Origin of the sequence: Paenibacillus athensensis (assembly GCF_004514475.2) — a bacterium.
In the GTDB taxonomy this organism is placed as follows: domain Bacteria; phylum Bacillota; class Bacilli; order Paenibacillales; family NBRC-103111; genus Paenibacillus_AL; species Paenibacillus_AL athensensis.
Genome location: NZ_MYFO02000002.1, coordinates 197,374 through 220,070 on the forward strand (window position 1 = coordinate 197,374; position 22,697 = coordinate 220,070).

A 22,697-nucleotide genomic window follows, 5' to 3' on the forward strand; every position below is an offset into this window, starting at 1 on the left:
GATACCAGATGGTAGTCTAAGAGCAGTAACAAAAGGGAACATAATTGAAATTTATGCAAAAAATGAGTATAAGACGCAAGAGAGATTATTATTGACTAAGCCGGGAGCAGGTGATTAAGATGGGAATAGATGAGGTAAAACAGATATTCAATAATCGTTATTCTCAATTGAATATTTACTTTGAACAATCAGGTATAGCGATATGGGTCAGTATGAACGATGGGGAAAGCAATTATGTTGAAGTTCAAGTAACACCTAACCAAGGTGTCGGGGTCTCTAAAATACAATATGTTGAAGAAATTGATTTTGGTGGTCATGATGAAGTGTTTAACTCATTAGATGAGGCACTAAACTATTTGGATCAAATATTTTCCAAATAATTCAAAACAGTGTATCAACCTTGATTGGCTTCAGGCCTTTCAAGGTTCTTTTTGATCTTGTGGCTTTAAGAAGTGGACTGTGAGGTGTATACATTTTGAATCGTCAAGAGGCGGTATCTATTATCATTAAAAATAATATTGAAATTATGTCGAATGAGGCAAGGTACGAAATTTTATTAAATTGGTGGGCAGTTGGGCAAGAAGATCATTTTTTTGATAAATTACCACAGTCGCTTCAGAATGAACTGCTAAGCACAGACGAACCGCCGGATGACGTTTTGGATGAAAAGTATGATCCACTTATTTTTGAAGCATTGAGAAGCCAGTATGTCGGAGTCAAGAATGAATATTTAGCAAGCAAGATTTCTCAGATTCTTAACACTAAGCAAGAAGTAGAAGGATTGCAGGAGGAATTGATTGTTTGTCCATGTTGTCAGTATAAGACGCTCTCATCGAGAGGTGAATACGATATCTGCCCGGTTTGTTTTTGGGAAGATGACGGTACTATTGAGACTTCAGATCATAGTTCACCAAATCGCATGACCCTTGCTCAAGGGCGTTTGAATTTTGCTCATTTAGGAGTCGTAAGTACTTCTGTTTTACATTTTGTCGAACTGGATAGATTTGATAAGTATTCAAAATCATTTTTGTAATTATATCTGAAAGGTATTTCTCCTGCCTTGCGATTCATCGCTTGGCGTTTTTTTGTTATATAGTATCCAATTGCGTAAATTACGTCAAAGAATCTATTGGCGTTTATCGACAGGGATGTTTATTAGTGAGATTGGTGATATTCGGAGATTTCCAACAGCGGAGAAATTGAGTATGTATGCAGGCATTGCCCGTATGTTTTTTGCAAGCGAAAAGTGCTTAAATTGGCTGCAAAAAATGCCTAGGTCACTTGCCAGATGAATCGTCACTGCGGAATTCGTTCCATCGCTTGCTTAAGTCGGAAACTATCGCCTGTAAATGAGAGAATGTGTGCGTGATGAACAAGGCGATCGACCAAAGCGGACGTGAGCTTCGTATCACCAAAAATCGAGGTCCACTGCCCAAATTCGAGATTGGATGTTACGATGACGCTCTGCTGTTCGTAACAATCGGCGATCACATTGAACAGGAGCTCGGAGCCTATTTGGTTAATGGGACATAGCTCACTTCATCCAAAATAATGAGTTCCATCTTCTTCAGCTTCTCTCGAAAGCGGCTGAGCAGACCCTGATGAAAGAGTGCTCTTAACTCGAAAGAAAGCACTCTTTTGTTCTGTCTTCTAGAAGTTACTAACTAAGTTCTATCTGAACTGGACACAGAGAATCTAGAAAATTACGCCGTAAGTTGATAAATACGCTCATATTGATTCGGGGTACGATAGCCAATGGAGGAGTGAAGGCGTTAGAAGCACGCGATATGCTCAAAAATATTGGCTCGAGCTTCCTGCAGCGTCTTGAACGTTTCCTGACAAAAAATGGTCTGAAAGGGGAGCAAATATCCGTAAAATACGATTCAAATGGTTTCATTGTGAGCGATTCATACGGAACTAAAGCTATTAGTGAAAATGGATACCATACTGGGATATTATATGAAGGTAAGGTTTACGATAACATACATCCAGAAGGTATGCCGTACCAACAATGATTGGATGATTTGTATGGTGTTGGAAAATGGGAGTCACCTCAGTTCAAATCAATTACTGGAGGAAGAGTATGGACATTCTATATAAAAAAATTCAGCAGATGAAACAAAGACCAGCAATGTATATGGGGAGAAAATCATTGCACTTACTTCAGGCTTATCTGAATGGTTATATAGCGTACCATAACGAAGTACATGATGAGCCAAATTATTTTTTTCTTCCTGAACTTCAGGAATACGTGCAGCAGCGATACAATTTACACACAACTCATAGTTGGGCATCTCTTATTACCTTTTTTTCAGGTAGTGATGAAGATGCGGTAGATATTTTTTATAAATTACTTGATGAATTTTTCTCCGAGAATCCTTAAAAGAGGGATGTGGTTTTACAATAATTTAAAGGGTGCTCAGCATCAATGAAAATATTGGCTTTCCTTCTCCTTGAGAGATCAATCAGCCAATTTAGACTAGAACTAACGAATGCCCTGATCACGAACGATATTGACAGCCACAAAGTTAATAATTTTCCATATGACGAGGTAGTAAAGGCCGGATTAAAACAGAACTCAGATTATTGGGCCGAATTGGCTTTGAAATGGTTCATTGATGAACCGTTTGAAAGTATGGAGGTTATTGAATTATTGAGAGGAGCTTTGCACTCAACATGGGCATCACAAAGATTACGACACCGAATAAAGAAATTGCTTTTGAAGTAGTAGAAATACGGGAAATAGTACAACAAAAATGGCTTGCTAGAGGAAGGGCATACGAGAATATTAGGCTGGAAAGCAACATCGCTGCTATCGCCTTTAACGAACAGCGCTAAAAAAATATAGCCGCGTCATATCAAGCAGAAAGGTGAACCGTGGCGCAGGTAGCGCGCGAACTGGATCTTCATGAAAATGGTGGGGCTGACGGGGATTGATTTTCTTAAATTGAGGACGTATGTAGGCATTGCTACTATCGTCAAGGGCTTGGTGGCAAGTATGGAATGAAGAAAAATCCATATGGTATATCACATTACTGCTATTAAAGCACGGGAGTATTTTCTATTGCGTAATAATTTTAACAAATAAATTGGAGGCCAAGATTATGGAATCGTTTCGAGCTTGTATTGTGCGGGAACAAAATCAGCAAGTATCTTACTGCGTGGAGAGCATTCAACAGGATTTTTTATCCAAAGGCAGTGTAATCATTAAAACAGCTTATTCTTCTGTCAATTATAAAGACCACTTGGCGGTAAAAGCGAAAGGTGGCGTTATTCGCAGTTATCCAATGATACCGGGAATTGATGTTAGCGGAACAGTTGTATCTTCCGACACAGCCGCGTTTCAATTAGGTCAAGAGGTTGTAGTGACTGGCTTTGGAATGGGAATGACACACACTGGCGGTTTTTCAGAGTATGTGCAAGTTCCCGAAGAATGGATTGTTCCGCTTTCAAACGGACTTTCCTTGCGTGATGCAATGGTTATCGGTACAGCCGGGTTTACTGCTGCCCTCTCAATTGATGCGTTGGAAAGCAAAGGGATGAGCACATCTGAACAGCCTGAAATTTTGGTAACCGGTGCTTCTGGCGGTGTAGGTAGTGTGGCAATTCGGCTTTTATCGCAAAGCGGCTACACAAATATATCTGCACTAAGTCGCAAAAAACAAGAAGAAAGGCTGCTGTTATCACTTGGAGCCAAAGAAATTGTTTACCCGGAAGACGTGATACCAGAGAAATCAAAACCTTTGGGGCAGCAACGATTCCATTATGTACTTGATACAGTAGGCGGGAATGTGGCATCTGCGCTAATTCCTCAACTATACTATGGCGGAAGCATCAGCATGTGCGGCAATGCTGGCGGTATCAACATGGAAACGACGGTGCTTCCTTTCATACTTCGCGGAGTGAATATACTTGGCATTGATTCCGTAAATTATCCCATTGAAAAGCGCCCTCATATATGGAAGCGATTTGCGGATGAATGGCATATCATGGACTCATTATGCATTCATGAAATTGGCTTGGATGAATTAAGCAATACTTTTTCCGCGATTGAACAGGGAACGCATGTCGGGAGAACTATAGTCAACATGAATTAGCTGTTGGTGAGCCAACTAAGGGCAGCGATTGTTGAACCTTCACAGATTCTTCAGGTGCTTCGAAATCATGGTCTATTAGTTATAAAAATGAATAATTTTGTTCCTTATGATTAAGGAGGCAATATGGTTAATTTAGAGAGGTTTATTGACGATGTTATTTTTTCTCACGGATTTGAGCATAGCGAACAAAATTACTCCGCTATTCTGAAATACTTGTCGCAACACGAATCAGCGGTGAGAGATTTTTCTAACTCTTTCAAAAAAAAGATACATGTTTTGGACCTATCATCTACACGAAGAATAGTAAGTTTGCTCGATGACATGGTGTTCACTTATGAAATTCAATTAAATGATTTGTACAGTGAGATTTTGCAGCTTATGTTCCGAAAATCAAGTTTTGATGCATCGTTGTCAAGCTCTTTTCTTAAATTATTAATTGGAATAAAAAGGGATAAAGTTGAGGTTTTTTCTAATGTAGTTGAGTATATAAAAGATTTCGATCCTACTAAAGTTAATATTTCACTTTATGCTTTATATGGTAATTACCCTGACTTTGCTATTTTACCAGAGAGTGTACTTCAAAATTATTTAGAAATTATTCAAAAGTGTCTACGAGCAAATTCGTATTTGAAAAAGGATGCAAAGCATTATTTGGAGAAAAGAGTGAAAGGCAATAACTATGAGAAGTATTTAAATGACTTTTTTTCATGAGGTAAGGATCATTAAGCTCGATATATTCTGGAGGTCATGATATGTCCATATCAGAAAAAGCAAATATTTTCACAATTGCGCAACTTGGTGATCTGGAATTGTTTAAAAGAAAATTCTCACCCAATGATATCCATATAAAGAGCGATGCCGGATCAAGTCTACTGCACTATGCTATCGCTGGTAGAAATTATGCTATTGCAAATTTCCTTTTGAAAAACGGGATAGAGGTCAATCTAACGAATACAGACGGTCAAACTCCGCTGCACTATATCGGCGAATTTCCGGATATCGCTACAGCGCAGACGATTTTAGAGAAAGGGGGTAATCTCAACATAAGGGACAAATATGGCAACAATGCTCTTTGGACGGCAGTCTTTAATTGTAAAGGGAAGTATTACGACATGGTGGAACTGTTTATGCCTTATAAACCAGATGTAGGGACTAAAAACAAGGCGGGAAGATCACCCCTTGATTTCGCCATTCAAACAGGTAACGATAAGCTTATAGCCCTGCTTCAAAAAGGATAAAATTCAATCTTAAAAATAAGCACAACTTATTTGGAGACCGTAGAAGAACTAAGCCCCAGGAATTCATTCTATTCAAGGAGATATTCAATGCTGGAAGAAAATTGCTTTTCAACTGGAAAAATCATATATAATGAGCTGAAAGATATCAATGCAAGAAAATTAATAAGCGATCAGACGGATCTTTTGAAAGAAGATCTTTTCCAAGTTCAGTACGAGGAATGGGTAATCGTAGATGTTGGCTGGTATCCTTCCTTTTCAGTCGAAGGTCACTTCCGAACTGTTGTCATACAGAATTGTGATTGGGAAACGCCTATTTTTGAGAAAACGTGTACGGACCTGGAGCTATTACAGCAACATTTACTAGAAGCCTTGGATATTGCATCGAAATTAGTCCAACAGAACACAAGCAATCCATAGCGCTGGCCCGGTTCTACGGCATAGCTCATTGCGCTTCATTCTCCTTTCAAATATCGAATTAGACTGTAGGTCAGGTTATAGATGATACCGCTGCCGCTAATTAAAAGGGGGATCCACAGATGTATCTGGAAAGTGTCATGATCGGTATAAACCACTATATTAAAATAAGCATACGTCACTTTTTTAATCGAAGCATGAGCATATTGAAGGTATGTCAATAATCTTTCTATATCAAAATACAAATGCGTGCAAGCAGTGAACAGCGCAGCAAGTAAGATGAGATTGTCAAAAATGAGAGTTTTTTTGGTTTTACTCATAGGTGGCTCCTTTATATAATAAATGGGTATTGTACAAGATTATTTGGGCTTGTCAGAAAAAATGAGGCTTGGAAGTCATAGCCAGTAGGCAGGGGATGTTCCATGAGCGATGAACGACTCAGAGAGTTAGAAGCACGGCTTAAACGCATTTCCGTTCGTTTGCTGCCGCGTCTGAAGGTGGAGCGACGTATCGATGAAGCAGATTTTGCTGAGCTTTTTGCGTGTTTGGATGAAATAAAAGATTTCACGTTTCAAAAGACTGATATTTCGCGGAGCTTGGTGAGCAAATTGTTTCATATGTTTTTTTTGATCAACCGGGATATTAGCTTTGTTCCTTTGTCAAGGGAAAGAAACGAAGTGTGGTCAAGATTAATCACGACTTTAGCAGCTATCTTTGATGATCATCAATTCAGTTAAGGCAGGAGATCGGAGTACGGGTTCATATGTATTAAAAAACAACGAGCACCTCGCCTGAAGCGGGTTCTCGTTGTTTTTGTATGCGTTCGCTTGTATGTACAATCAAGCGTTAATGACCGGCGGGCGATTCATTCGCGGCCGGCTGCTGCAGCACTTGCCCCGCACCGCCGCTGCCACCGGCTCCGCTGACGCTCGGGTCGCCGCCCGTGTCGCTGCCGGCGTTCGCACCGCCGCCGGCTTGCCCGGCCTTCGGCGTTGCCGAAGGCTGCGGGCTCGCGCTGGCGCCCGGCGTTCCGCCGCCGCCGTCCGCCTGCGGCGTAGCGCCTCCGCCTGCGGCGTTACCCGTGGCTGCGCCACCTCCGGCTGCGCCGCTGCCCGCCTGCGGCGCAGCGCCCGTGCTGCCGCTCTGGCCCGGCCCGCCGCCGCTCGCGCCAGCCCCAGCGCCGCTACCCGCGCCGCCCGCACCGTCGCCGGGCTTCGCCCCGGGCGCGCCCGACGCCTGCGGCGTTCCGCCCGCGGCTGCGCCGGGGCTGGCCTCCGGCACAGCCGTCGGCTTGGCCGACGGCTTAGGCGTCGCCGTCGTCTTCGGCTGCGTCGCTTTTTTCTCCGCCTGCTCGCGCAAGTAGTCGGGGTGGTCGTACGCGCCGCCCGGATCAATCGTCGTCAAGCCGTCCCAGATATGGTCGACCTTGACGTCCTTCGGGTTGTCAAAGACGAGGAACGCCGACGGCAGCCGCCGTTCGCCGTACCGGCTCGACGGGCTGGTCACCAGCTCGCCGTCGACGACCATTTCCGACGACGCGCCGCCGTCAAGGAACCCGGCGTTGATCACGCCGTCTTCCATGAACAAATCCTGCACCTCTTTCAGCGTCGCGCCGACGCTGTGCGTTTGACGGCCGTCGATGACGATGAAAATGACGGTGCCGTCGGCTTTTTGCCCGATCGCGGTGCGTGGAGCGCGGCCCCAGCCGCCGTCGCCGCTCGTAATCAACGGCTTGCCGTTGGCGATCACGCGCGGATAAAACGACACGGCATCGGTTACGCCGAGCTTGAGCAGCTCGTTAATCGTATACTTGCCGATGATCAGCGTGCCTTCCTTGGTAAAGCCGACGATGTGCTGCGGCACCGAGCCGTCCTGGTCGGTGTACAAAATGCTGCCGCCCGACATAATCACGCCAATCGGCGCAAAGCCGTTGCCGAGCCCGTCGGGATCGACGAAGCCGCCGCCGTTGATGCCGGCGACTGCCCCGCTGCGCTGCACCATCGAAGTGATACGCTCGCCTTCGCCTTGTCTGGATGGCACCATCACGCGGATCGTCGTCGGATCGTAGACGTACATCCGCTTGCCCTTCCACAGCTTGCCGGAAATATCCTCGACTTTGACCAGGCTGTCCGCGGAGCGACCGCGATATTTAATTGCGTTCAGATCCTGCTTCTCCAGCGCGTTTTTCTCGGTTAACGCCTGCACTTCGGCGACCAGCTCGTCGCGTTTTTGCGCACCGACCAGAATCCAGGCCCAGTCGCGGTGCTGGGTCGTAATGACTGTTTTGGCCAAATAAATCCGAATGCTTGCGCCCGTAGGCGTCAAAAATAAAAAGCTCGATCCGATAAATCCGCACGCAGCAACAAGCAGCAGCAGGCGTTTCAGCCAGCTCCAGCTCCGATAGGGGTCAAACAAATTAGGGGTGGTTCTCACAGCTCTTGTTCCTCTCCGATTGGTTCTCTTGTTTTTTCTCTTCCAGCCGATCGCGGATTTCATCCGTTGCTGTCGCCGGCTTTGCTACTGACGGCCTGCCCTGATTGCGGGGGCACGACCACCTGCAAAAGCCGACCGCTAACGCTGTTTCCGTCTCTCTATCGACGCTTCGGCCGCTTCTTCTCCCAACTTCGATTGAAGCCGGGCATTTTGCGCGCTATCTACTAGACAATATTTTACCACAGCGGACATGCAAATGTGTTTGGTAATTGTTAAAATAAAATGGACATTATTCTCGACGCAAGGAGTTTTGCCGGATGGAACGCTACTATATGTTCGATTTTCCGATAGATTTGCTGGCGGTGCTGGCCGTGTTTTTGCTGGCGCTGGTAGGGATCATGATAACGGTTCGCAGGAGGAGGTCCAAATGAGCGGGTGGACGCGAAAAGGGGACTGGCTGGAGCTGCCGCTGCCCCATCCGGACTGGCAGCCGCAAGCTCCGCAGGCGGCCGTAGAGCTGGCGCGGCTGCTGCCTGTGCCGGACAAGCTGTACCGGCGGCTGGCGTCGTCCGGCGGCGTACGAACAAGCGGCGGCAAGCTTCACCTGCGCCTGTTCGCGGCGGAGGAGCCGCAGTTCGAGCCGGAATACGATGCCGGCAGCGAACTGGATATTCTCTACGAGGATGCATTTTGCCTCGTCGTCAACAAACCGGCCGACATGTCCGTTCACCCGGCCGAACGCAATCAGCGCGGCACGTTGGCCGGAGCGGTCGCGTGGCATTATGCCGCGACCGGACAGGCGTGCGCGGTGCGCCATATCCACCGTTTGGATAAAGACACGACCGGAGCCGTGTTGTATGCCAAAAACGAGTGGGCTCATGCGCTGCTCGGCGAAGCGATGGAGCGCAAGCAGATCGACCGCCGCTACTGCGCGGTCGTCGCAGGCGCGCCGGCGGCGCGGCAGGGGACGGTGCGCGAGCCGATCGGCCGCGACCGTCACCACGCCGGCAAACGGCGCGTCAGCCACGGCGGCGATGCTGCCGTCACGCACTACAAGGTGCGTGAGCAGCTGCGGGACGCCGCCTGGATCGAGCTGCGCCTGGAGACCGGGCGCACGCATCAAATCCGGGTGCATATGAGCCATCTCGGGCACCCGCTGATCGGCGACGCGCTCTACGGCGGCGCGGCGTGGTTTCCCCGCCAGGCGCTGCATGGCGAGCGCCTGCTGTTCGCGCACCCGGTCGATCAAACGCCTGTCGACGTGCATGCGCCGCTGCCCGGCGATCTGCGCGGGCTGCTGGACAAACTGAGGGCTTGACGAAAATCTAGTCATGCCTGGCCCCCTTCACCCATATACATGTAGAGACAATCGACGATGGGTTGAAAATCGGCCGTTCGACGAGAACGTCCGGTTGAAGGGAGGATTCAATCAGTGACTGAACAGCAAGGCGGATTAAGATTCGATATTTACGAACGCGTCCATTTGCAGGAAGGAGTCGCCGGCATCCGCGAGCTTGACGGCGTGGAGCTGGTTCCGAACATTCAGGTGCTTACGAGCGGCGATCAGGCGGTGCTGCAGGGCAACCTGCAGTTATTCGGCAGCTATGGCGGCGAAGACGGTTCTGTTGAGCAGACCCTGCGCCACCTCATTCCCGTGGAGATTACGCTGCCGCTCAGCCGCGTGCAGCGCGTAGAGGATATTCAGATCGAAATCGAAAATTTTGATATCGACCTGCTGTCCTCGCGCAGCCTGAATGTAACCGGCGTATTGTCGCTGAACGGGCTGGAGACCATTTCTTCGCCAGCCGACAGCTGGGAGGAGGGGGAAGAGCTGACCTTCATCCACGAGGCCGGCGAAGCTCGCCATGAGCCTGTCCCTGTTCCCGTGCCCCAGCCTGAGCCCGAGCCGGCTCCTGCGCCGCCGATTTGGGCAGAGCCTGCGCCATTGCCGGCGCCGCAGCCTGAGTCGACACCATTGCCGGAGCCCGTTCCGATTGTACCGATTCCCGGGCCGATTGCCGAGGTGTCACCCCAGCCCGCGTCGCCCCCGGAAGAGCCGCAGGCCGCTGCGCCGACTGATTCGTCGGAATGGACGCAAGGCGCTTTGGATGCCGAAGAAACCGAAATCAAGGTTGAAGACACGCCGGAAGCGACCGTGGTCACCGAGGAGAAAAAGGAGCTGAAGGTCGCTTTTGGCAAAAAAGCCGACGAAGCGGTCGAAATCAAGCCTTACGGCATCAAATCTCTGCTCACCAAGGCCGGCTCGCTGCTGCAGGGCGACAAGCGCAAGGAGGAAGCGGACGCCCGTCCGGCGACAGCTGATGAGTCCAGAGCCGATGCCGTGGAGTGGAAGAGGCTCTTCCTGCAGTCGGGAGACGAACGTCAGGAATTCCGCAAGGTGCGCATGTGCATCGTGCAGAAGGAAGAAACGCTGGAAACGATCGCCAAACGCTATCAGCTCAACGCTCGTGAGTTGCAGCTGCTGAACCGCTTGAGCGATGCGGACGTATCGGCGGGGCAGGTTATTTACCTTCCGCGATGATACATACATATGCCAAGGCCTTCGGTCGCGATCTGCGGCCGGGGGCCTTTTCAAGTTCGTCCTCCCTTGCGAACCGGTTGTCGCCCGGTGTTTCGGCATTTCATAATGTGCGACTTGTGCCGAGCGCGCCTTCCGCTCCGTCTGATGCCCCGCAATTTTTGCACGCTACCCTCTTGACTTAGAGCGCTCTCTAACAGGTAATGTAGCAAGCATACGACCTGACAGGAGGCATGAAGCATGGAGCAAATGAAAAATGAAGTCATTCAGGTAATCGGCTATGGCGGCGCAGAGGTACTGCGAACGGTACGGACGGAGCTCCCCGTTCCCCGGGAGGATGAGGTGCGCGTGCGCGTGTTGGCAGCCGGTGTGGCGCTGGCTGATGTGATGCGCCGCAAAGGTGTGTACCCGGGTACGCCCGCTCCCCCTTTTACACCAGGGTATGATATAGTAGGAATTATAGAAGAAGCCGGAAAGCAAGTGCGGCCGGCGAGAATCGGCACGCGTGTCGCCGTGTTTCTCGGCGGCTTGGGCGGCTATGCGCGTTATGTGTGCGTGCCGGAAACGGACATTGTCGAGCTGCCGGATAATGTCAGCGAACAAGCCGCCGCCGCCGTCATTCTCAATTATGTGACGGCCTGGCAGCTGCTGCGGCGGGCCGCAGACGTGCAGCCGGGCGCGAGCGTGCTCGTCCACGGCGCATCGGGCGGCGTTGGCACGGCGCTGCTGGAGCTGGGCGGTCATCTCGGCCTCAAGCTGTACGGCACGGCTTCGGGCCGCAAGCACGGTCAGCTTGCACGGTATTCGGCCGAGCTGATCGATTACGCCGCCGCCGATTTCGTTGCGCGGATGGCCGAGCTTGCGCCGGAAGGCGTCGACGCCGTGTTCGACCCGATCGGCCCGGCCAACTGGCAGCGCTCGCTGGCGGTCGTCAAGCCGGGCGGTCAGCTTATCGGCTACGGCTTTACGACCGTGACCAACGATGCGGCGGCTGCGGAAGGCGTAGCGGAGGCGTGGCGCGGACTTGACGATCCGGCATTCGGCGGTGGCCGCTGCCGCACGGCCACCTACAGCGTCACCGGCTGCTACAAGGACGATCCGGCAGCGTTCCGCGACGATTTGCAGCTATTGCTCGGCTGGCTTGCCGCTGGCCGCATAAGGCCGCAGGTTGCGGAGGTTTATCCGCTCGAACGCGTCGCCGACGCGCATCGCGAGCTGGAAGACGGCGGTGCAGTCGGCAAAATTGTGCTCAAGGTTTAAGCAAAAAGGAGGAAGCGTCCGTGCTCATTCGGGAAGCCGCCGAGCAGTCGGGCTTGTCTGCGCATACGATTCGCTATTACGAGAAGCTGGGGCTGCTGCCGCACGTCAAGCGCACGCCTGCCGGGCTGCGGGATTTTTCGCCCACTGACGTGCAATTTCTCAGCTTTGTCGCTGCGCTGCGTCAGACAGGGATGCCCTGGAAGCGCATCGCCGTCTTCCTCAAGGACGGCTGCATCTCTGAGCGCATGAACAGCCGGGAGGTATCTCCGGCTGTGGTCGAGGAGCGGTTGGCGCTGCTTGAGGAGCATAAGCTGCGGCTCGCTGAGCAGCAGCGGGAGCTGGTCCGGCTCGATGCCGAAGTCGATCGCAAAATGCAGCTATACACGCAATGGCTGCAAACGCAGCCGGACGGTGGCTGACCGATTACTGCCCGGCTGCCGAAGTCAATGTTCCTTTCCGGCGTTTGCAGCCCGTCCTTCCGTCGTGCTTCTCGCTCCAGGCGCTCTATCCCGCTTTGCATTGCGTACCTGCTCTCTGGACAGCAGCCCGATCGGGCATCAAGCGACTTGCCTTGCGGCTGCAGCCCGTCCTCCGTTTTCTGTACCCCCGCCTTTATAATTGCCGCCCGCACAAGCATAAAATCCGCCAATTTGCCGATACTGGCAAGTATGGACGGGGGCGCGTATTGACGCGGCTGCAAATGTTCGATAATATATGATGTATCGTTTTGTGCAATATTGGAAACGTTGATGGGGAGTAGTAGATAGCCGGTCCTTCAGAGAGTGGAGCTGCAGCGCTGAAAGGCTCCATAGGTTGCCGACGATCGAAGTCGCCCCTGAGTTGCAGACGTCACCGCGCTTCTGTCAGAAGCCGCGCAGCGTTTGCCGGCCGCAGCCGTTATCTGTTTGAGCGCCATCGTCGCAGCTCTTGCTTTGTTATGAAGCAAGGGGGCTGAACCGACGGTGGAATGAAGGTGGTACCACGGAAGCGAAAGCCTTTCGTCCTTTGCGGCGATGGGCTTTTTTTGTATTTTACCGGGCTTTCCCGAATATTTTGCCAGATTGATGGAGGGTATTGTCGATGAGCGAAGCGAACGAAACGAAACAGCAGCTGCAAATGCCAACCACCTACGATCCGAAGGAAGCGGAGCGTAAATGGTACGACTACTGGATGCAGCATGAATTTTTTAAAGCAGGCGACCGTCCGGACGCCGAGACCTACACGATTGTGATCCCGCCGCCGAACGTTACGGGGATGCTGCACATTGGACATGCGCTCGACTTTACGCTGCAGGACATCCTGATCCGCACGAAGCGGATGCAGGGCTATGACGCCTTGTGGCTGCCGGGCTCCGACCATGCGGGCATTGCCACGCAAACGAAGGTCGAGCAAAAGCTGCGCGAGGAAGGCTTGACGCGCTACGATTTGGGCCGCGAGAAGTTTCTGGAGAAGGTGTGGGAGTGGAAGGAGCATTACGCAGGCACGATCCGCGAGCAATGGGCGAAGATGGGCTTTTCGCTGGACTATTCGCGCGAGCGGTTTACACTCGACGAGGGGCTGTCGCAGGCCGTGCGCGAGGTGTTCGTTTCTCTTTATGAAAAAGGCCTGATCTACCGCGGCAACTATATCATCAACTGGGACCCTGCAGCCCGCACCGCCCTGTCGGACGTTGAGGTGGAATACAAAGAGGTGCAGGGCAATCTGTACCATTTGGAATATAAAACGAAGGATGGCTCTGGCTCGATCGTCGTCGCCACGACGCGTCCGGAAACGATGCTCGGGGATACGGCGGTTGCCGTTCATCCGGAGGACGAGCGTTACAAGCATCTGATCGGACAAAGTCTGATCCTGCCGGTGATCGGCCGGGAAATTCCGGTCGTTGCCGACGAATATGTCGAGAAGGAGTTTGGCAGCGGCGCGGTAAAAATCACACCGGCCCACGACCCGAACGACTTCGAGGTGGGCAAGCGCCACGATTTGCCGCAGGTGCTCGTGATGGACGAATCCGGCACGATGAATGCCAACGCCGGCCCGTATCAGGGACTGGACCGTTTCGAATGCCGCAAGAAGCTTGTTGCCGATCTCAAGGAGCAAGGCGTGCTGATCAAAATTGAAGAGCACGTCCATCAGGTTGGTCACAGCGAGCGCAGCGGCGCGGTCATCGAGCCGTATTTGTCGACGCAATGGTTCGTCAAGATGAAGCCGCTCGCCGAACGGGCGATTGCAGCGCAAAAAAGCGGCAACGGCGTTAATTTCGTGCCGGACCGCTTCGAGAAAATTTACCTGCACTGGATCGAAAACGTCCGCGACTGGTGCATTTCCCGCCAGCTGTGGTGGGGACACCGCATTCCGGCGTGGCATTGCGACGATTGCGGCGGCTTGACGGTGGCCCGTCAGGACGCTTCGGCCTGCTCGCATTGCGGCAGCGCAAACGTCCGTCAGGACAACGACGTGCTCGATACGTGGTTCAGCTCGGCGCTGTGGCCGTTTTCGACGCTTGGCTGGCCGGATGCGGACAGCGAGGATATGAAGCGTTTTTACCCGACCGACGTGCTCGTCACGGGCTACGATATCATTTATTTCTGGGTGGCGCGGATGATTTTCAGCGCGCTGGAGTTTACGGAGCAAATTCCGTTTAAGGATGTGCTGATTCACGGACTGGTGCGCGACTCCGAAGGCCGCAAAATGTCCAAATCGCTGGGCAACGGCGTCGATCCGCTGGAGGTCATCGAGAAGTACGGCGCAGACGCGATGCGCTTTATGATTTCGACCAGCAGCACGCCGGGGCAAGACCTGCGCTTCCGTTGGGAGCGCGTCGAGCAGGCCCGCAATTTTGCCAACAAAATTTGGAACGCTTCGCGTTTTGCGCTGATGAATCTGGAAGGCGTACAGGCTGCGGATATCGATCTGTCGGGGGTAAAAGCGACGGCGGACCGCTGGATTTTGCACCGCTTGAACGAAACCGTGCGCGAGGTGACGCGCTTGATCGACAGCTACGAATTCGGCGAAACCGGCCGTTTGCTGTACAACTTCATTTGGGACGATTTGTGCGACTGGTACATCGAGTTCAGCAAGCTTTCCCTGTATGGCAGCGACGCCGCCGCCAAAAAGCAGACGCAATCGGTGCTCGCCTATGTGCTGGACCGCACACAGCGCCTGATTCATCCGTTTATGCCGTTTATCAGCGAGGAAATCTGGCAGCATTTGCCGCACGAAGGTCAGACGATTACGCTCGCTCCTTGGCCGACGGAGGAAGCGGCGTTTGTCGCGCCGGACGCGGTGGCCGAGATGGAGCTGTTGATGGACGCCATTCGCGCCGTGCGCAACATCCGTGCCGAGGTCAACGTGCCGATGAGCAAAAAAATCGAGCTGCTGATCAAGCCGGCTGGCGCGGAGTCGCTGGACATCCTGCGCCGCAACGAAGATTACGTCAGCCGCTTCTGCAACACGTCGCTATTATCGATTGACAGTGCGCTGACAGCGCCGGACAAGGCGATGACCGCGGTCATTACGGGCGCTGAGCTGTACCTGCCGCTGGCCGGTTTGATCGATATCGAGCAGGAGCTGGCGCGGCTAAACAAGGAGCTGCAATCGCTGCACGGCGAAGTGGCGCGTATCGAGAAGAAGCTGGCGAACGAAGGCTTTGTCGCTAAAGCGCCGGCCAAGGTTATTGATGAGGAAAAAGCGAAGCTGGCCGACTATGCCGACAAGCGTGACAAGGTCATTGCGCGGCTGGCCGAGCTTCAGGGGTAAACGGGGATGAGCACAATGCAGCAAGACCACAGCTCCGCCGAAGGGGCTTTTCAAACAGCGCGGGAAGCGATCGACTGGATTGTCGGACGGATGGAGAAGCTGGGCATGAAGCCGGGGCTGGCGCGGATGCAGCAGCTGATGGCCCGGCTCGGCCATCCCGAGCGCAGACTGAAATTCATTCATGTGGCCGGCACAAACGGCAAGGGCTCAACCTGCGCCTTTCTGACCTCTGTGCTGCGGGCATGCGGCTACGATGTCGGCACGTTTACCTCCCCGTACTTAGAGAAATACACGAACCGGATTCAGGTGAACGGCGAGGATATCGACGACGCGTCGCTTGTGCGGCTCGTCAACGAGCTCAAGCCGGTCATCGAGGAGATTTCGCAAGAGGAAGAGTACGGTCCGCCGACGATGTTCGAGATTACAACGGCGCTGGCGATTATGTATTTTGCCAAGGTCGGTTATCCCGATTATGTCGTATGGGAGACCGGACTTGGGGGAAGACTGGATTGCACAAATATTGTCACGCCGGTTGTCTCGGTAATTACGAATGTCGGCCATGACCATATGGAGATTCTCGGCGATACGCTGGAGCTGGTGGCGGCGGAGAAAGCCGGGATCATCAAGGCCGGCGTGCCGGTCATTACAGCGGTCGATCATCCGGGCGCTCTGGCAGTCGTGGAGCAAACGGCCAAGGACAAAATGGCGACGATCTACAAGCTTGGCGCACAGTATGGCTTTACGCCGACCGGAAGCGAGCTGGACAATCAGCGGCTTGATTTCCGCGGGCCGTTCCGCGAGCTGCAGGACGTGGAGATTTCGCTGAACGGCAGCCATCAGCTGACCAATGCGGCAGTCGCGATCATGACGCTGGAGGTATTGCGCCAGTACTACGCCTGCATCGTTGACGACGAGGATTTGCGGCGCGGGCTGCGCGAGACGCGTTGGCCGGGCCGGCTGGAGATGATTTCGCAGCAGCCGCGGCTGCTGCTCGACGGTGCGCACAATCCGGAAGGCGCCCAGACGCTGGCAGCGGCGCTGCGCGACGTGTATCGCTACGACAAGCTGCATTTTATGATCGGAATGCTGTCGACGAAGAATCATACAGGCTACCTCAGGCATATACTACCATTGGTGGATACGCTCATCCTTACCGAACCGGATTTTCATAAAAAAGGAGAAGCGAGCAAGCTTGCCGAGCTGGCGCAGGAGCTCCTGAAGGACATGAACCTGCAGGCGGACATCGTCGTGGAGCGGGACTGGAAGCGGGCGCTGACGCTCTTGACGGAGCGGACGGGATCGGACGACCTGGCGGTTGTCTCCGGCACGCTGTATCTGATCTCCGATGTTCGTTCCTGGATTATCAAGCAAACCGATTCTGAAAAGGGATGGTGAGAACGGCGTGAGTCAAGCAGAGCACGTACATTTCATCGGCATCGGCGGATACGGCATGAGCGCCATAGCCAAGGTGATGCTGGAGATGGGCTACCGCATTTCCGGCTCGGACCTTGCGCAGCAGGAGCTGACGGAGAAGCTGCGGGCCAAGGGAGCGCGCGTCTTTATCGGACATGAAGCGCAAAACGTCAGCGGCGCGGATCTGGTCGTCTACTCCACGGCGTTGTCCAAGGACAACGTGGAAATGCAGGCTGCCGAGGAGCTGAACATCCCGATCATTCACCGCTCGCAGATGCTGGCGCGGCTGATGAACGAACGCAAGGGCATCGCCGTTGCCGGCGCGCACGGGAAAACGACAACGTCTTCGATGATCGCGCTGGTGATGGAGACGACGGGCATGGACCCGACATATATCATCGGCGGCGAAATCATGAACGTAGGCAGCAACGCCAAGGCGGGCAAGGGCGAATACGTCGTCGCGGAAGCGGACGAGAGCGACGGCACGTTTTTGCAATACCACCCGACATTGGCGTTGGTCAACAATATTGAAGCGGATCATTTGGAAAACTACGACGGTGATTTCGAAAATTTGAAAAATGCGTATGCGCAGTTTTTGAGCCAGGTGCGCCCTGGCGGCAAAGCGATTGTCTGTCTGGATGACGCGCATTTGCAGACGATGATTCCGCAAATTCAAAGCGAAGTGCTGACGTACGGCATTGAGCGGACGGAAGCGGACTTTGTGGCGACCGATATCGCGCTTGGCGACCGTCGGGTGACGTTCAACGTGAAGCGCAGCGGGGAGACGCTGGGGCAGATTACGTTGTCGGTTCCCGGCCGGCACAATGTCTATAACGCGCTGGCGACGGTCATTACGTGTCTTGCGGCCGGCATTCCATTTGAGCGGATCGCAGCGGCGATTACCGAGTTCCGCGGCGCGAAGCGGCGTTTTCAGGTGCTGGGCGAAGTCGGCGGCATCCTCGTGATCGACGATTATGCGCATCACCCGACAGAGATCGAAGCGACGATCAGCGCGGCCAAGGCGACCGGCAAGCGGATTATCGCCGTATTCCAGCCGCAGCGCTATACGCGCACGTATTATTTGTTCGAGCAGTTCAGTCGTTGCTTTGGCGATGCCGATGAGGTGATTATTACCGACATCTATTCGCCGGCGGGCGAGAAACGGATCGAAGGCGTCGATTCGGAGAAGCTGGTCGAGCTGATCCGCCAGAACAGCAATCCGCATGTGCGGCACATTGCCACGCGTGACGAGGTGCAGGCCGAGCTGACGGAGCGGGTACAGGACGGCGATCTGGTGCTGACGATGGGGGCGGGCGATATTTGGAAGGCTGCCGACGGTCTGGCCAAATCGCTGCGCAGCAAGTACGAAACAAGCGCATAACTTGCAAAACCGCTGTGCAGCGATAAGCTCAGGCGGTTTTTTCTTTTTTTGAAGACCGGCACATATTTCGATTCTCTCTATCATAGTCTGATAGTACAAGATTTGGACAAGGGAGAGGACATAGATGAGCAAAGCGAGAATTACGTATCGGTTTGATCAGGATCGGCAGGAGCACGGGGGACGCAGAACGGGAGCGGCGAAAGGGGAGCGGGTTATTCCGCTGTATGCCGACGAATATAGTGTTAAGGAAGATTCCGCTCCTTCGCGGGCGGACGAGTCTGGAGCGGACGAGCGCTCTGCGGGTGATGTTGAGCCGTGGCGGGAAAGCGATTTGCGGCAAGATGGGCGAAAGTTCGGGGCCAAGGAGGTTAAAGCCGCCGGTCGGGGTGCGGTCCCCGCACAATCGGGACGTGGCACAGTCGAAGCGCATATGGAGCGCAACGCGAAGCGGCGCGAGCAGCCGCACGAGCAGCAGCGTGGCGAGCAAGAAGCGTGGCCGACGGCCGATTTGGACGAATCGTCCACCAGGCGTTATACCAGCCTGTTCGGGCCGGACGATTTTCAATCGTTTACGAGCGAGTACGGCGGCTGGTCAGCGCCGGTGGAAGCGGAAAGCGAAAGCGATCGGGTTGAACGGGCCATTCGCGAATCGCGCAGCGGGCGTTCGCTGGACGGCGGCGCCGGAAAAAGCGAGCTTACCGGACAGACGGGGTCTGCGGGAACGGTTGGTCGCGCCGGAGCTGCCGGCTCTACAGAGTTTGCCGGTTACGGCGGGGCGCCGGGAGTGGATAAAGACGGGCGCGAGTCCGGGCCGTGGAGCGGCGGCTGGGGCGACGAACGCGGTGTTTGGACGAACCGCGGCGGTCGTGACGAGCAGGAAGGGCGCGGGCCGTGGTTCGAGCCGGAGACCGGCGTGCGGTATGCCCGCTCGGGGAGGACGCCTTGGGTGCGCATTGCTACCTCGATTGCCGGCGCGGTCGTGACAGGCGTAGCGTTTGGATTTTTTGTGCTCAGTCTCTTTTCCGGTGGAGATCAGCCGTCGGGCGACAGCGGCGCAGTCAAGCAAGCCGCCGTGCAGACGTCGGCGGCGACTGACGGGAGCGGGGCGACGGCTGGGAACGCGGCTGGTGGCGCGGCCGCGGTCGGAACGGGCGCTGCTGCGGGCAGCGACGGTGCGGGCAAGGCGGACGTTGCCGGTGCTGCTGCCGGAGCCGGAGCGGGCGGTCCGGCTGTACCGGCGCAAATCGCGGCGCAAAGCTACGCGTTTTTGCAAAACGGCGTGTTCAGCACACTGGCTAGCGCGCAAGCCGCGCAAACGGAGCTGAAAAGGAAGGGGCTGGCTTCGGCGCTGGAGCAAAGCGACAAGCTGACGGTGTTCGTCGGCTTTGCGCAAAGTCGCGACGACGCGTTGGCGTTAAGCCAGCAGCTGCAGGATAAGCAGCTTGAGGTGTATATCAAGTCCGTCGACATTCCGGCTGCGGCGCAAATCCGCTGGAGCGGAAGTAAACCCGAGGCTGTCGGCGCTTTGGTAGGCGATGCCGGCAAGCTCGTCCAGACGATCAGTGGCTTGACGGTTGTGCATTTGGCCGAATCGAGCCCGACTTCGATCGACGATGCGTCGATGCAGGCCATTCGCGCGGCGCATCAGGCGTTGACCAAGCAGGCGGCGGCAGCGGGCGAGGGGATGAGCGAGGACGTGAAGCCCTTTGTGCAGCAGATGACCACAGCGGCCAGCAGTGCGGTACAATCGATGGAGGAGTACAAAAAAAATCCATCCGCTGCGATGCTCTGGCAGGCACAATCGTCGATGATGCAGCTGATTCTTGCCGAAAAGGCGCTGATGAAGCAAATTGCGCTATAAGGTGAGGGATGAGGCGCTTGCAGCGGTGCTGTGGCGCTGGATTATTGGCCGAGGGGGCTTATCTGATCTGTCTATCTGTCCGCCTGAATGCAATCGCTGTGCAGGTTGTCTGACAGTATCGGAAGCTTGAGAGGTGAGCTTGCGCATTGCCTGCCGATGAGCGGAGCTGCCAGATATCCGCAATATGGAGAGCTTGAGCTTCGCGCAGGGGGCGATTGGGGGAGCCAGGTCGTGAGAGCCAGAGCCATATACCACTATCGCAGGCCGCTTTCAGGCAGCCGCTCCCTTCTGCCGACGCAGAAACGGGCCTGACGGAGCCATTCACGGTGATGGGCCAGACTTGCAGACAAAGCAAAAACCTCTTGTTTTCCTTCCTCTGGACGAGGAGGGAAGGGCAAGAGGTTTTTTGCCGAGTTGCCTCAGCGAGCATGGATAGCCGAGCAAGGATTGGACCGGCATAGGCGCCGGCAGGGGGCTGACGCAAGTCCGTTTTCGGGAACTGCCGCGGGCTCGGTCCGGCTTAGCGGGCCGAACAGCTTGCTGCCGACGCAGATCCTTCGGCGCGTAGTGCCGGGGTACGGCGGCAGTCAGGGCTCTGACATGCGGCGTGGGGCCGAAGCTGTAACTGCGGGAGACTCCCGGAGCGCGCTGCTGCGGCTGTACGGCGGCTGTCGAAGCGGCGCGTTGTAACCGCGGCCGTCGCCTGCTGACTGCGCAGCCGACGTCAGCGCCCGGTCGCGGCGGCGTAGCGGTCGAGCAGCGCCGCCATCTCCGCGCGCGTCATCGGCGCCTCGGGCTCGAACAGCGTGTCGGTGACACCGCTGATCAGCCCTTGCGCCTGCAGCGCGCGAACTGCGCCGGCGGCCCAGTGCCCCGCCGGCACGTCCACGAACGCGCCGCTTGCTGTCGGCGCGTGCGTTCCCGGCTGCGCTGCCGCGAGCAGCCGCGCAAACAACACGGCGACCTCCGCGCGCGTGATTGGTTGGTCCGGACGGATCGTGCCGTCCGGATAGCCTTCAAGCAGGCCGAGTCTGCCTGCTTGCAGCATCGCGGCGCTGGCCCAGTGCGCCGCTGGCAGATCGCGGTAGCCGGCCTCGTTCCCGGCGGAAGCCTTCGCCGGTGCCGCTGTCCCGCTGCCCGTGGAGCCTTTCGCCGCCGTTGCTGCCCTGGCGGCGGCTTGTCCGCGCGCGGCGTCAGACGCAGCGTCCGCTCCAGCGCCGCTGCCGGCCGCGTCCACCGCCAGCGAAACGCTGCCGCTTGCGGCCGTACTCGCTGCCGCCCTGCCCGTGGCCGCGTCGGCAGGCACGTCAGCCGCATCGGCCGCCGCGGCGCAGCCGTACACCGCGCCGGTCACCGTAGCCGCTGCGCCCGTACAGCCAAGCGCGTCAAAATCAAACGCCCGATCCATCAGCGTCACGAATTCCGCGCGCGTCAGCGCCCGATCGGGCGCGTAGCGGTTGTTCGCGCCTTCGACCCAGCCCAGGTCGTGCAGCCGCATAATCGCTTCTCGCGCCCAATGGCCGATCGTATCGACGAATACCGGCGGCGTGAACGCCTCGATGCCGCGTTCAATGGCAATCGCCATCCGCGTGCGAACGGCATCGTCGGCCAGCAGCGACGCGTCGCTCCAATTGCTGAGAAAGGCCGTTTCCACCAGAATGCTCGGAATGGTTCCCATACGGGTTACATACACGGCGCTGGGCGTCAGGCCGAGATTGCGCGTACCGGCTGCGCCGACCAGCGACGTCAGCACGTCTTGGGCGAGCTGTTTGCTGTAAGGCGTCATCACTTGCATCGTATCGCTGGCCGGATAATCCGATTGCGGGTAAGCATTGTCATAATATAGCACCATCGAGCCTTGAATGTCGGAGCGCGTGTGCGAATTGGCATGGATCGACACGAACAGGTCGGCATTTTGCGCATTGGTGAAAGCGACCCGATCGGCCAAGGAAATATAATGATCATCGCTGCGCGACATGACGACTTCGTAGCCGCGGCTGGCCAGCTCGCTGCCGAGCTTGGCGGCGATATCCAGATTGACGGCTTTTTCCTGCAAGCCGTTGACGCCAATGGCGCCGGGGTCGCTGCCGCCGTGACCGGCGTCGACGACAACCTTGTAGGCCAGTGCGTCGTAAGGAAAAGCGAGCGTTAGCAAAAGCGTTAGCGCCAGCAATTTTTTAAAGGTAGGCATAAGCGGTCGATTCCCTCCCGTTGTTCATCTTACTAGGAACGCCCGCCTGCTGTAAGCAGGTAAGATTCGGCAAGGCCGTTTGTCTGGCGCAAAACCGGCAGGTCAAGGCGGATGAAA

General features: G+C 54.9%; 21 protein-coding genes and 1 pseudogene. 18 read left to right on the forward strand and 4 right to left on the reverse strand.

All coding sequences use genetic code 11. The annotated features are described in order from the left end of the window. Positions 1-119: 119 nt before the first annotated feature. Together B5M42_RS04900 and B5M42_RS04905 are read left to right on the forward strand one after the other, a co-directional pair. Positions 120-380, forward strand: a complete 261-nt coding sequence (locus B5M42_RS04900; protein ID WP_134755758.1) for a hypothetical protein — start codon at positions 120-122, stop codon at positions 378-380. Positions 381-475: 95 nt separating this feature from the next. Further along, positions 476-1,033 carry a CPCC family cysteine-rich protein gene (locus tag B5M42_RS04905; protein WP_209280764.1) on the forward strand — a complete coding sequence of 186 codons (558 nt, stop codon included), beginning with the start codon at positions 476-478 and terminating at the stop codon, positions 1,031-1,033. Between the two features lie 263 nt (positions 1,034-1,296). On the opposite strand, the pseudogene B5M42_RS04910 reads toward B5M42_RS04905, so the two are convergent. After that, positions 1,297-1,601 (reverse strand): annotated as a pseudogene (locus B5M42_RS04910) (ATP-binding protein); the annotation flags it as partial. Positions 1,602-1,763: 162 nt separating this feature from the next. Here B5M42_RS04910 and B5M42_RS04915 point away from each other — a divergent pair. From B5M42_RS04915 to B5M42_RS04945, 7 genes are all read left to right on the forward strand, one after another. Then, complete coding sequence (locus B5M42_RS04915) at positions 1,764-2,015, forward strand: papain fold toxin domain-containing protein (RefSeq protein WP_134755755.1); 252 nt, start codon at positions 1,764-1,766, stop codon at positions 2,013-2,015. Positions 2,016-2,083: 68 nt separating this feature from the next. Beyond that, positions 2,084-2,383 carry a hypothetical protein gene (locus B5M42_RS04920; protein WP_134755753.1) on the forward strand — a complete coding sequence of 100 codons (300 nt, stop codon included), beginning with the start codon at positions 2,084-2,086 and terminating at the stop codon, positions 2,381-2,383. 293 nt (positions 2,384-2,676) lie between these two features. Further along, positions 2,677-2,838, forward strand: a complete 162-nt coding sequence (locus B5M42_RS04925) for a hypothetical protein (RefSeq protein WP_167690172.1) — start codon at positions 2,677-2,679, stop codon at positions 2,836-2,838. A 266-nt stretch (positions 2,839-3,104) separates the two neighbouring features. Next, positions 3,105-4,097 carry a YhdH/YhfP family quinone oxidoreductase gene (locus B5M42_RS04930; protein WP_134755751.1) on the forward strand — a complete coding sequence of 331 codons (993 nt, stop codon included), beginning with the start codon at positions 3,105-3,107 and terminating at the stop codon, positions 4,095-4,097. 123 nt (positions 4,098-4,220) lie between these two features. Next, the gene (locus B5M42_RS04935; RefSeq protein WP_134755749.1) at positions 4,221-4,808 is read left to right on the forward strand and encodes a hypothetical protein; all 588 of its coding nucleotides are present in this window, start codon (positions 4,221-4,223) and stop codon (positions 4,806-4,808) included. Between the two features lie 41 nt (positions 4,809-4,849). Next, positions 4,850-5,335, forward strand: a complete 486-nt coding sequence (locus B5M42_RS04940) for an ankyrin repeat domain-containing protein (RefSeq protein WP_134755748.1) — start codon at positions 4,850-4,852, stop codon at positions 5,333-5,335. 87 nt (positions 5,336-5,422) lie between these two features. Further along, the gene (locus B5M42_RS04945) at positions 5,423-5,752 is read left to right on the forward strand and encodes a hypothetical protein (RefSeq protein ID WP_134755746.1); all 330 of its coding nucleotides are present in this window, start codon (positions 5,423-5,425) and stop codon (positions 5,750-5,752) included. A 35-nt stretch (positions 5,753-5,787) separates the two neighbouring features. On the opposite strand, the gene B5M42_RS04950 is transcribed toward B5M42_RS04945, so the two are convergent. Further along, entirely contained in the window at positions 5,788-6,069 is a 282-nt protein-coding gene (locus B5M42_RS04950) for a hypothetical protein (RefSeq protein ID WP_134755744.1), read from the reverse strand. A 102-nt stretch (positions 6,070-6,171) separates the two neighbouring features. Here B5M42_RS04950 and B5M42_RS04955 point away from each other — a divergent pair, with 102 nt between their 5' ends. Further along, positions 6,172-6,486 (forward strand): hypothetical protein, encoded by a 315-nt coding sequence (locus tag B5M42_RS04955; RefSeq protein ID WP_134755742.1) that lies wholly within the window; start codon positions 6,172-6,174, stop codon positions 6,484-6,486. A 109-nt stretch (positions 6,487-6,595) separates the two neighbouring features. Here B5M42_RS04955 and B5M42_RS25260 read toward each other — a convergent pair whose 3' ends face one another. Continuing rightward, positions 6,596-8,182, reverse strand: a complete 1,587-nt coding sequence (locus tag B5M42_RS25260; RefSeq protein ID WP_329959248.1) for a phosphodiester glycosidase family protein — start codon at positions 8,180-8,182, stop codon at positions 6,596-6,598. Between the two features lie 427 nt (positions 8,183-8,609). On the opposite strand from B5M42_RS25260, the gene B5M42_RS04965 reads away from it, so the two are divergent. From B5M42_RS04965 to B5M42_RS05000, 8 genes are all read left to right on the forward strand, one after another. Further along, on the forward strand, positions 8,610-9,500 hold the full coding sequence (locus B5M42_RS04965) for an RluA family pseudouridine synthase (protein ID WP_134755738.1): 891 nt from the start codon (positions 8,610-8,612) through the stop codon (positions 9,498-9,500). A gap of 114 nt (positions 9,501-9,614) precedes the next feature. Then, a complete protein-coding gene (locus B5M42_RS04970) occupies positions 9,615-10,724 on the forward strand; it encodes a LysM peptidoglycan-binding domain-containing protein (RefSeq protein WP_134755736.1) in 1,110 nt (369 codons plus the stop codon). Positions 10,725-10,961: 237 nt separating this feature from the next. After that, positions 10,962-11,981 (forward strand): zinc-binding dehydrogenase, encoded by a 1,020-nt coding sequence (locus tag B5M42_RS04975; RefSeq protein WP_134755734.1) that lies wholly within the window; start codon positions 10,962-10,964, stop codon positions 11,979-11,981. Positions 11,982-12,001: 20 nt separating this feature from the next. Continuing rightward, positions 12,002-12,400, forward strand: coding sequence for a MerR family transcriptional regulator (locus tag B5M42_RS04980; protein WP_167690170.1), 399 nt, complete (start codon positions 12,002-12,004; stop codon positions 12,398-12,400). Positions 12,401-13,061: 661 nt separating this feature from the next. Beyond that, on the forward strand, positions 13,062-15,734 hold the full coding sequence (locus B5M42_RS04985) for a valine--tRNA ligase (protein ID WP_134755730.1): 2,673 nt from the start codon (positions 13,062-13,064) through the stop codon (positions 15,732-15,734). A gap of 6 nt (positions 15,735-15,740) precedes the next feature. Continuing rightward, positions 15,741-17,129, forward strand: a complete 1,389-nt coding sequence (locus tag B5M42_RS04990; RefSeq protein ID WP_134755729.1) for a bifunctional folylpolyglutamate synthase/dihydrofolate synthase — start codon at positions 15,741-15,743, stop codon at positions 17,127-17,129. A gap of 7 nt (positions 17,130-17,136) precedes the next feature. Then, on the forward strand, positions 17,137-18,528 hold the full coding sequence (gene murC / locus B5M42_RS04995; RefSeq protein ID WP_134755727.1) for a UDP-N-acetylmuramate--L-alanine ligase: 1,392 nt from the start codon (positions 17,137-17,139) through the stop codon (positions 18,526-18,528). Between the two features lie 124 nt (positions 18,529-18,652). Further along, a complete protein-coding gene (locus tag B5M42_RS05000; RefSeq protein ID WP_134755725.1) occupies positions 18,653-20,389 on the forward strand; it encodes an SPOR domain-containing protein in 1,737 nt (578 codons plus the stop codon). 724 nt (positions 20,390-21,113) lie between these two features. Here B5M42_RS05000 and B5M42_RS05005 read toward each other — a convergent pair. Further along, positions 21,114-22,580, reverse strand: coding sequence for an N-acetylmuramoyl-L-alanine amidase (locus B5M42_RS05005; protein WP_134755723.1), 1,467 nt, complete (start codon positions 22,578-22,580; stop codon positions 21,114-21,116). Positions 22,581-22,697: the final 117 nt, after the last annotated feature.

Excerpts from the sequence above, each read along its gene's own strand:
- B5M42_RS04955 (WP_134755742.1), top strand. The coding sequence starts at position 6,172 with ATGAGCGATGAACGACTCAGAGAGTTAGAAGCACGGCTTAAACGCATT.
- B5M42_RS05005 (WP_134755723.1), bottom strand. The coding sequence starts at position 22,580 with ATGCCTACCTTTAAAAAATTGCTGGCGCTAACGCTTTTGCTAACGCTC.
- B5M42_RS04940 (WP_134755748.1), top strand. The coding sequence starts at position 4,850 with ATGTCCATATCAGAAAAAGCAAATATTTTCACAATTGCGCAACTTGGT.
- B5M42_RS04945 (WP_134755746.1), top strand. The coding sequence starts at position 5,423 with ATGCTGGAAGAAAATTGCTTTTCAACTGGAAAAATCATATATAATGAG.
- B5M42_RS04975 (WP_134755734.1), top strand. The coding sequence starts at position 10,962 with ATGGAGCAAATGAAAAATGAAGTCATTCAGGTAATCGGCTATGGCGGC.
- B5M42_RS04935 (WP_134755749.1), top strand. The coding sequence starts at position 4,221 with ATGGTTAATTTAGAGAGGTTTATTGACGATGTTATTTTTTCTCACGGA.
- B5M42_RS05000 (WP_134755725.1), top strand. The coding sequence starts at position 18,653 with ATGAGCAAAGCGAGAATTACGTATCGGTTTGATCAGGATCGGCAGGAG.
- B5M42_RS04990 (WP_134755729.1), top strand. The coding sequence starts at position 15,741 with ATGAGCACAATGCAGCAAGACCACAGCTCCGCCGAAGGGGCTTTTCAA.
- B5M42_RS04920 (WP_134755753.1), top strand. The coding sequence starts at position 2,084 with ATGGACATTCTATATAAAAAAATTCAGCAGATGAAACAAAGACCAGCA.
- B5M42_RS04930 (WP_134755751.1), top strand. The coding sequence starts at position 3,105 with ATGGAATCGTTTCGAGCTTGTATTGTGCGGGAACAAAATCAGCAAGTA.
- B5M42_RS04965 (WP_134755738.1), top strand. The coding sequence starts at position 8,610 with ATGAGCGGGTGGACGCGAAAAGGGGACTGGCTGGAGCTGCCGCTGCCC.
- B5M42_RS04985 (WP_134755730.1), top strand. The coding sequence starts at position 13,062 with ATGAGCGAAGCGAACGAAACGAAACAGCAGCTGCAAATGCCAACCACC.
- B5M42_RS04925 (WP_167690172.1), top strand. The coding sequence starts at position 2,677 with ATGGGCATCACAAAGATTACGACACCGAATAAAGAAATTGCTTTTGAA.
- B5M42_RS04950 (WP_134755744.1), bottom strand. The coding sequence starts at position 6,069 with ATGAGTAAAACCAAAAAAACTCTCATTTTTGACAATCTCATCTTACTT.
- B5M42_RS04900 (WP_134755758.1), top strand. The coding sequence starts at position 120 with ATGGGAATAGATGAGGTAAAACAGATATTCAATAATCGTTATTCTCAA.